The organism is Pantoea sp. CFCC18177 (assembly GCF_059412425.1).
Window position 1 is genome coordinate 114,948 of record NZ_JBNBPL010000016.1, and the last position, 8,006, is coordinate 122,953.

7 protein-coding genes and 1 riboswitch are annotated in these 8,006 nt (G+C 52.1%); of the genes, 5 read left to right on the forward strand and 2 right to left on the reverse strand.

The genetic code is table 11. The annotated features are described in order from the left end of the window. Positions 1–5 precede the first annotated feature (5 nt). Complete coding sequence (gene oxyR, locus ACPUC8_RS16890) at positions 6–923, forward strand: DNA-binding transcriptional regulator OxyR (protein WP_039336511.1); 918 nt, start codon at positions 6–8, stop codon at positions 921–923. On the opposite strand, the gene sthA is transcribed toward oxyR, so the two are convergent. Further along, entirely contained in the window at positions 906–2,306 is a 1,401-nt protein-coding gene (gene sthA, locus ACPUC8_RS16895; protein WP_021506825.1) for a Si-specific NAD(P)(+) transhydrogenase, read from the reverse strand. The genes oxyR and sthA overlap by 18 nt on opposite strands. A 193-nt stretch (positions 2,307–2,499) precedes the next feature. On the opposite strand from sthA, the gene fabR reads away from it, so the two are divergent. Together fabR and ACPUC8_RS16905 are read left to right on the forward strand one after the other, a co-directional pair. Then, a complete protein-coding gene (gene fabR / locus ACPUC8_RS16900) occupies positions 2,500–3,144 on the forward strand; it encodes an HTH-type transcriptional repressor FabR (RefSeq protein ID WP_039336513.1) in 645 nt (214 codons plus the stop codon). A gap of 18 nt (positions 3,145–3,162) precedes the next feature. Continuing rightward, a complete protein-coding gene (locus tag ACPUC8_RS16905; protein ID WP_039336515.1) occupies positions 3,163–3,519 on the forward strand; it encodes a YijD family membrane protein in 357 nt (118 codons plus the stop codon). Positions 3,520–3,555: 36 nt separating this feature from the next. On the opposite strand, the gene trmA is transcribed toward ACPUC8_RS16905, so the two are convergent. After that, the gene (gene trmA / locus ACPUC8_RS16910; RefSeq protein WP_039336517.1) at positions 3,556–4,659 is read right to left on the reverse strand and encodes a tRNA (uridine(54)-C5)-methyltransferase TrmA; all 1,104 of its coding nucleotides are present in this window, start codon (positions 4,657–4,659) and stop codon (positions 3,556–3,558) included. Positions 4,660–4,758: 99 nt separating this feature from the next. After that, a riboswitch (cobalamin riboswitch) is annotated at positions 4,759–4,941 on the forward strand. A gap of 69 nt (positions 4,942–5,010) precedes the next feature. Here trmA and btuB point away from each other — a divergent pair. Both btuB and murI read left to right on the forward strand, forming a co-directional pair. Then, positions 5,011–6,882 carry a TonB-dependent vitamin B12 receptor BtuB gene (btuB, locus tag ACPUC8_RS16915; RefSeq protein WP_039336519.1) on the forward strand — a complete coding sequence of 624 codons (1,872 nt, stop codon included), beginning with the start codon at positions 5,011–5,013 and terminating at the stop codon, positions 6,880–6,882. Then, complete coding sequence (murI, locus tag ACPUC8_RS16920; protein ID WP_039336521.1) at positions 6,827–7,678, forward strand: glutamate racemase; 852 nt, start codon at positions 6,827–6,829, stop codon at positions 7,676–7,678. The genes btuB and murI overlap by 56 nt, the downstream gene beginning before the upstream one ends. The last annotated feature ends 328 nt before the right edge of the window (positions 7,679–8,006 follow it).

Sequence of the window (8,006 nt, forward strand, 5' to 3'; positions counted from 1 at the left end):
TATCAATGAACATTCGTGATCTGGAGTATCTGGTTTCGCTTGCGGAGCATCGCCATTTCCGGCGTGCAGCTGACGCTTGTCATGTCAGCCAACCCACCTTAAGTGGACAGATTCGTAAGCTGGAAGATGAACTGGGTGTGATGCTGCTGGAACGTACCAGCCGTAAGGTGTTATTTACGCAGGCTGGCTTGTTGCTGGTGGACCAGGCACGAACCGTGTTGCGTGAAGTGAAAGTGCTGAAAGAGATGGCGAGCCAACAGGGTGAAGCCATGTCCGGGCCGCTGCATATTGGTTTGATTCCGACTACCGGTCCTTACTTGCTGCCGCATATCATCCCTATGCTGCACAAGACCTTCCCCAAACTCGAAATGTATCTGCATGAAGCGCAGACCCAGCAACTGCTGGCACAGCTCGACAGCGGTAAGCTGGATTGTGCCATTCTGGCGCTGGTCAAAGAGAGCGAAGCCTTCATTGAGGTACCGCTGTTCGACGAACCGATGAGACTGGCTGTCTATCAGGATCACCCGTGGCATGATCGCGATCGTGTCCCGATGTCAGATCTGGCGGGCGAAAAGCTGCTGATGCTGGAAGATGGCCACTGCTTGCGCGATCAAGCCATGGGCTTCTGCTTCGAAGCGGGTGCAGATGAAGATACCCATTTCCGCGCGACCAGTCTGGAAACACTGCGCAATATGGTCGCGGCGGGAAGCGGCATTACGCTGTTGCCCTCACTGGCGGTGCCAAATGAGCGAGTGCGTGACGGCGTGTGTTATCTGCCGTGCTATAAGCCGGTTCCACAGCGTACTATCGCACTGGTGTATCGTCCGGGTTCGCCTCTGCGCAGCCGCTATGAGCAGCTGGCAGAAGCAATTAAAACCCACATGCAGGGTTATCTGGGCACCACGTTAAAACAGGCGGTTTAACCCGTTAAGCGCGGCCACTCGGTAGGCTTCAGCCATGGTGGGATAGTTGAAGGTGGTATTCACGAAGTACTCAATCGTGTTGCCGCCGTTCTTCTGCTCCATAATGGCCTGGCCGATGTGAATAATCTCCGCGGCACGCTCGCCAAAGCAGTGAATCCCCAAAATCTCTTTGGTTTCGCGATGGAACAGGATTTTCAGGCTGCCCACGTGCATGCCGACAATCTGTGCGCGCGCCAGATGTTTAAACTGCGCGCGACCCACTTCATATGGCACTTTCATCGCGGTGAGCTGTTGCTCGGTTTTACCCACTGAACTGATCTCCGGAATGGTGTAAATCCCGGTAGGAATGTCTTCGATCAGATGCGCAGTGGCTTCGCCTTTGATGATGGCTTGCGCCGCAATACGGCCCTGATCGTACGCCGCTGAAGCCAGACTTGGGTAACCAATGACATCGCCCACGGCATAGATGTGTGGCTGTGCAGTCTGGTACATGCTGTTCACTTTCAACAGACCACGACCATCGGCTTCGAGGCCAACATTTTCCAGCGCCAGCGAATCCGTGTTACCGGTTCGGCCATTCGCGTACAGCAGGCAATCTGCTTTCACTTTTTTGCCTGACTTTAGGTGCATGATCACGCCATCACTCACCCCTTCAATCTTCTCGAACTCTTCGTTGTGACGAATCACAACGCCGCTGTTCCAGAAGTGGTAGGAGAGCGAATCTGACATTTCCTGATCGAGGAACGCCAGTAAACGATCGCGGGTGTTGATCAGATCGACTTTGACGTTGAGCCCACGGAAGATCGACGCGTATTCGCAACCAATCACACCGGCGCCGTAAATAATCACATGGCCAGGTTCATGATGCAGATTAAGGATGGAGTCGGAGTCGTAAATGCGTGGGTGGGTAAAGTCGACGTCTGCTGGATGGTACGGGCGTGAACCGCAGGCAATCACGAATTTTTCTGCGGTTAAGCGTTCGCGGGTGCCATCCGGTTGCTCAACCTCAATGGTGTTGGCGTCGACAAAATGGGCATCGCCCTGATAAAGCTCACACCGGTTGCGCTCGTAAAAACCCTGACGCATCGCCGTTTGTTGGCTGATAACGTTTTCAGTGTGATTCAGAATGTCAGCAAATGAAGAACGCAGGAGTCGGGTGTGATCGCTATAAAGGGGGTTTTGATTGAACTCAATAATACGGCTGACAGCGTGACGCAAGGCTTTAGAAGGGATGGTTCCCCAGTGAGTACAACCGCCGCCGATGTTATGGTAGCGTTCGATCACTGCAATGCGCGCTCCCTGCTTTACCAGGCCCATTGCCGCACCTTCGCCGCCTGGACCGGAGCCAATCACAATGGCATCGTAATCGTAAGACTTTTGCATACCAGTACGTCCTATTTTTCTATCACATTTTTACAACGAGATTCTAACATCTCGCCGCGCACTTCTGAATTCTATCAGCGAAAATTGCCCAGTTTTGACAAAGCGTGAGGTTCACAGACGCTCACAAGTTTGCGCCACTGTACGCTGAAAAGTTTGTTATAGTGCCTGCAAGATCACTCAAAAGGCCGGGAACATGGGCGTCAGGGCGCAACAGAAAGAACGTACACGACGCTCACTGATTGAAGCAGCCTTCAGTCAGTTAAGTGCAGAAAGGAGTTTTGCCAGCCTGAGTTTGCGTGAAGTCGCGCGTGAAGCCGGGATTGCACCTACTTCATTTTATCGTCACTTCAAAGATGTGGATGAGTTGGGTCTCACCATGGTCGATGAAAGTGGCTTGATGCTACGCCAGTTGATGCGCCAGGCGCGTCAGCGCATCGCGAAAGGCGGCAGCATCATCAAGACTTCCGTCTCCACTTTTATGGAATTCATCGGGAACAATCCCAATGCTTTTCGTCTCTTATTACGTGAACGCTCCGGAACCTCGGCGGCGTTTCGTGCCGCGGTCGCTCGTGAAATTCAGCACTTTATTGCTGAACTGGCCGATTATCTTGAGCTGGAAAATCGCATGCCGCGCAGTTTCACTGAAGCTCAGGCTGAAGCGATGGTCACCATCGTGTTTAGTGCAGGTGCTGAAGCGTTGGATGTGGATATCGAACAGCGTCGCAAGCTGGAAGATCGCCTGGTGCTGCAATTACGCATGATCGCCAAAGGTGCTTATTACTGGTATCGCCGGGAGCAGGAACGTCTGGCGGTCACCCTGGAAAAAACCGAAGAGTAATGTGATAAGGATAATGAAATGATTGAGCAAAACCCTCGCGATAAAGGAACGTTGTTACTGGCTTTTATCACCGGTTTAGCGATCAACGGCTCCTTTTCGGTGCTGTTTAGTACTTTTGTACCCTTTTCGATTTTCCCGTTGATTGCTCTGGGCCTGGCGGCCTGGTGCCTGCATCAACGTTATCTGAACCGCAACATGCCGGACGGTATGCCTTCACTGGCTGCGGCGTTTTTCCTGCTGGGCATTCTGGTGTATAGCGCGCTGGTGCGTGCTGAATATCCGGATATCGGCTCCAACTTTATCCCGACCATTCTGATGGTGGCGTTGGTGTTCTGGATTGCCACTCGCTTCCGCCGCGCGAAGAATAAAAGCTAAAAACAACAACGGGAACCACAGGGTTCCCGTTTTGTTTTACGCTTTGCGCGTCAGCCAGACACCGCATTCCATATGATGGGTGTAAGGGAACTGGTCGAACAGTGCCAGGCGCGAAATCTCGTGGGTCTCACCCAGCGTTGCCAGGTTATCGCACAGCGTTTGTGGGTTGCAGGAGATATAAAGGATGCTTGGATAGGCCTGCACCATTTTCACCGTTTCCTCATCCAGCCCGCTGCGTGGTGGATCGACAAAAATGGTTTCGCACTCATAACTCGTCAGATCGATGCCTTCTAAACGGTTAAAACTGCGCACGCCATTCATCGCCTGAGTAAACTCTTCCGCCGCCATACGAATGATCTGCACATTATCAATGTGGTTGGCCGCAATGTTGTACTGCGCTGAGGCCACTGATGGCTTGGCAATTTCCGTCGCCAGTACGCGGCGGAAGTTACGCGCCAGTGCCAGCGAGAAGTTGCCGTTTCCGCAATACAGTTCCAGCAGATCGCCACGCGAACCTTGGGTGACGTCCAACGCCCACTCCAGCATCTGAATGTTCATGGCCGCATTGGGCTGAGTGAAGCTGTTTTCTACCTGGCGATAAATCATCTCTTTTCCTGCCACCGGCAGGCATTCATCGACGTAGTCGCGATCGAGGCAGATTTTGGTCTTGGTTGCGCGTCCAATCAGCTGTAAGTCAATACCTTCGGCGCGCAGTGTGTCGCGCAGTACGGTCGCGGCTTCGGTCCAGTCTGCTTCGAGCTTGCGGTGGTATAACAGCGAAATCACGATCTGATTGCTCATCGTCGACAGGTAGTCGATCTGGAACAATTTAAAACGCAGCGCCGGGTTATCACGGATCGCCTCGATCAGTTTTGGCATCAGCTGGTTGATCAGTTCGCTGGCGGCAGGGAATTGATCCACACGAATGCGCTGCTTGGTTTCTTGATCAAAGATGATGTGATAGAGATCGTCACCCTCGTGCCAGATGCGGAATTCTGCGCGCATGCGATAGTGGCTGACCGGTGAGCGGAACACCTCCACGTCAGGCGCGGCAAAGGGCGCCATCATCGCCTGTAAACGGCTGACTTTCTCTGCCAGTTGCGCGTCGTATTGTTCAATCGGGAGCTGTTCGGGTGTCATCTTCAATCCTGGTAATAAGCCTGCTTGCCGGGCGATTGTAGGCATTCACCTGCTGATGTCCAGTTCTGTGAGAGGAAGATGGCTTTCAGGCCTTCTTAACCTTAGACTGCGACAGCCGGCCTCCTTGAGTTAAAAGGGAATCCAGTGCAAATCTGGAGCTGACGCGCAGCGGTAAATGAATGTCGTGGTGATCGCATCGATAAACACTGTCCTACGGGATGGGAAGTTTTTCACCATTTATGATTCTCAGCCCGAAGACCTGCCGGTGTGACGTCGCAACTACTACGATCATCGCGTGCTATCGATCGTGGGCCTGCGGCATCCTGCTTCGTCTTTTGGATGCTTACAAAAATGAATAAAAGCAAAACCACGCTGTTTGCCTTCAGTGCAACGGCGCTTTCACTCTGGGCTGCATATGGATACGCTCAGGATGATGATACGCAAATCGTGACCGCTAACCGTTTCGCCCAGCCGGTGTCTTCAGTGCTGGCTCCCACTACCGTTGTCACCCGTGATGAGATTGATCGCTGGCAGGCTAAAAGCCTCACTGATGTTATGCGGCGCTTACCTGGCGTGGATATCGCGCAGAACGGTGGCCTTGGCCAATCCAGCTCAATGTTCATCCGTGGCACAAATTCAAGCCACGTGCTGGTGCTCATTGATGGCATTCGCCTTAATCAGGCAGGTATTTCCGGTTCATCTGATTTAAGCCAAATACCGTTGTCGCTGGTGCAACGCATCGAATATATCCGTGGTGCACGTTCTGCGGTGTATGGTTCTGATGCGATTGGTGGCGTGGTTAACATTATTACCGGTCGTGATAAACCGGGTACTACCTTGACCGCGGGGATGGGTTCAAAAGGCTACCAAAGCTACGACGGTTCTACGCAGCAAATGCTGGGCGATGCCACTAAGCTGACCATGGCAGGTAACTATACTTACACCAAGGGCTATGATGTGGTGGCCAATCTGCCTGATGTTTACGGCGATCCGGCACAGAAAGACCGCGACGGCTTTATGAGTAAGACGCTGTATGGGTCGTTAGAGCATCAGTTTAACGATCAATTTAGCGGGTTTGTCCGTGGCTATGGCTTCGATAATCGTACTGCTTACGACGGCTATCCGACTTACGTTGAACCCAACACCTTTGTTGATACTCGCCAGCTTTACAGCCAAACCTGGGATACCGGTTTGCGCTTCAATCAGGGCATCTATTCATCCCAGTTAATTGCCAGTTACAGCCATACCAAGGACTACAACTACAGCCCGCAGCTCGGTAAATATGATGCGACGGCGTCATTAGATGATGTGCAGCAATATAACCTGCAGTGGGGCAATACCGTTCAGGTAGGGCACGGAGCGGTGAGTGGAGGCGTGGACTGGCAGAAACAAACTTCTGAACCCGGCACTAACTCCACTATTGAAGGTCAGGAGCAACGTAATACCGGTATTTATGCGACCGCGCAGCAGCAGTTTGGTAGTGTCACGCTGGAAGGTGCCGTACGTGGTGATGACAATAATGCTTTTGGCTGGCACAACACCTGGCAGAGCAGCGCTTCATGGGCGTTTGTTGACGGCTACAGTGTGTTTGCTTCTTATGGTACGGCCTTTAAATCGCCAAACCTGGGGCAGCTTTACAGCCAGACTTATGGCAACCCGGATCTGAAGCCAGAAAAAAGCAAGCAGTGGGAAGGTGGGTTTGAAGGTCTGACCGGGCCAGTCAACTGGCGTGTATCGGGTTATCGTAATGACATCGACAATCTAATCGATAGCGACCCAAGCACTTACGTTTATTACAACATCAACAAAGCGCGTATCAAAGGTGTCGAAGCTACAGCGTCCTTCGACACTGGCCCATTGAGTCATCAGATCTCTTATGACTATGTTGATGCGCGCAATGCTGAAACCAACCAACAGCTGGTACGCCGTGCTAAGCAGCAGGTGAAATATCAACTCGACTGGACGATCTACGATTTTGACTGGTCCATTACCTATCATTATCTGGGCGACCGTTACGACACCGACTATAACCACTCCTACACCGCGCAGCGCGTAAAATTGGGTGGAGTAAGTTTATGGGATCTTGCAGTGTCGTATCCGGTCACATCACAGCTCACCGTTCGTGGTAGAATTGCCAACCTGTTCGATAAAGACTACGAGACAGTGTATGGCTATCAAACTCCAGGAACGGAGTATTACCTCAGCGCCAGCTACAGCTTCTGATCTGCGTCCCACCGTGCTGGTGTTTGACTCCGGCGTCGGTGGGCTCTCCGTCTATGATGAGGTCCGGCAATTGTTGCCAGACCTTCACTATTTGTACGCCTTCGATAATGAAGGTTTCCCGTACGGCGAAAAAAGCGAAGACTTTATTGTCGATCGTGTCGTTGCGGTTGTTCACGCTATCACCCAACGCTTCCCGCTGGCACTAGTGATTATCGCCTGTAACTCCGCCAGTACCGTTTCTTTACCGGCACTGCGAGAGCGCTTCGAATTTCCCGTTGTCGGTGTGGTCCCGGCCATCAAACCTGCTGCACGCCTGACACGTAATGGTGTTGTAGGACTGCTGGCAACACGTGGCACGGTAAAACGCCCCTACACCCACGAGCTGGTGGCGCAGTTCGCACGTGAATGCAAAATCGAAATGCTGGGATCTGCGGAATTAGTAGAACTGGCAGAAGCCAAGCTGCATGGCGAAGAGGTGGAACTGTCTGATGTGCGCCGCGCTGTACAACCTTGGCTACGAATGAAAGAACCGCCTGACACGGTGGTTTTGGGATGCACCCACTTCCCTCTATTACGTGATGAACTACAAATGGTGTTACCAGAAGGCACGCGATTAGTGGATTCAGGAGCGGCAATTGCGCGCCGAACCGTATGGCTACTTGAGCATGAAGCACCGCATGCGGTTTCTTCTGGCCAGAATATGGCGTTCTGTACGCGCATGGATGATGAGGTGATGCAATTATCACCGGTTTTACAGCGTTATGGCTTCCCGCTGCTGGAAAAACTGGCGATTTAGTGGGGTTTCGATGAAAAAAACAACACTCAGAATTTAATTTGCATTTAGCGCTTGTCAGCCCAAAAGAAATCCCTATACTGCGCCTCCACTGACACGGAACAACGGTTTACGAAGTGATGTGTTCAGGAGGTGGTCTTCAAGGCAACCTTCAGAAAAGCAAAAATAAATGCTTGACTGAGAATGCGGAAAGCGTAATATACGCATCCCGCGCCGCTAGAGAAATCGCGGCACCGCTCTTTAACAATTTATCAGACAATCTGTGTGGGCACTCGCAGGATTGATATCAACGTCTCCGGACGTAAAAAATATCAAGTCTCACGAGTGAACA

What these genes read in the sequence shown, in the direction of transcription:
- oxyR (WP_039336511.1), top strand. Translation starts at nt 6, where the DNA reads ATGAACATTCGTGATCTGGAGTATCTGGTTTCGCTTGCGGAGCATCGC.
- sthA (WP_021506825.1), bottom strand. Translation starts at nt 2,306, where the DNA reads ATGCAAAAGTCTTACGATTACGATGCCATTGTGATTGGCTCCGGTCCA.
- fabR (WP_039336513.1), top strand. Translation starts at nt 2,500, where the DNA reads ATGGGCGTCAGGGCGCAACAGAAAGAACGTACACGACGCTCACTGATT.
- ACPUC8_RS16905 (WP_039336515.1), top strand. Translation starts at nt 3,163, where the DNA reads ATGATTGAGCAAAACCCTCGCGATAAAGGAACGTTGTTACTGGCTTTT.
- trmA (WP_039336517.1), bottom strand. Translation starts at nt 4,659, where the DNA reads ATGACACCCGAACAGCTCCCGATTGAACAATACGACGCGCAACTGGCA.
- btuB (WP_039336519.1), top strand. Translation starts at nt 5,011, where the DNA reads ATGAATAAAAGCAAAACCACGCTGTTTGCCTTCAGTGCAACGGCGCTT.
- murI (WP_039336521.1), top strand. Translation starts at nt 6,827, where the DNA reads ATGGCTATCAAACTCCAGGAACGGAGTATTACCTCAGCGCCAGCTACA.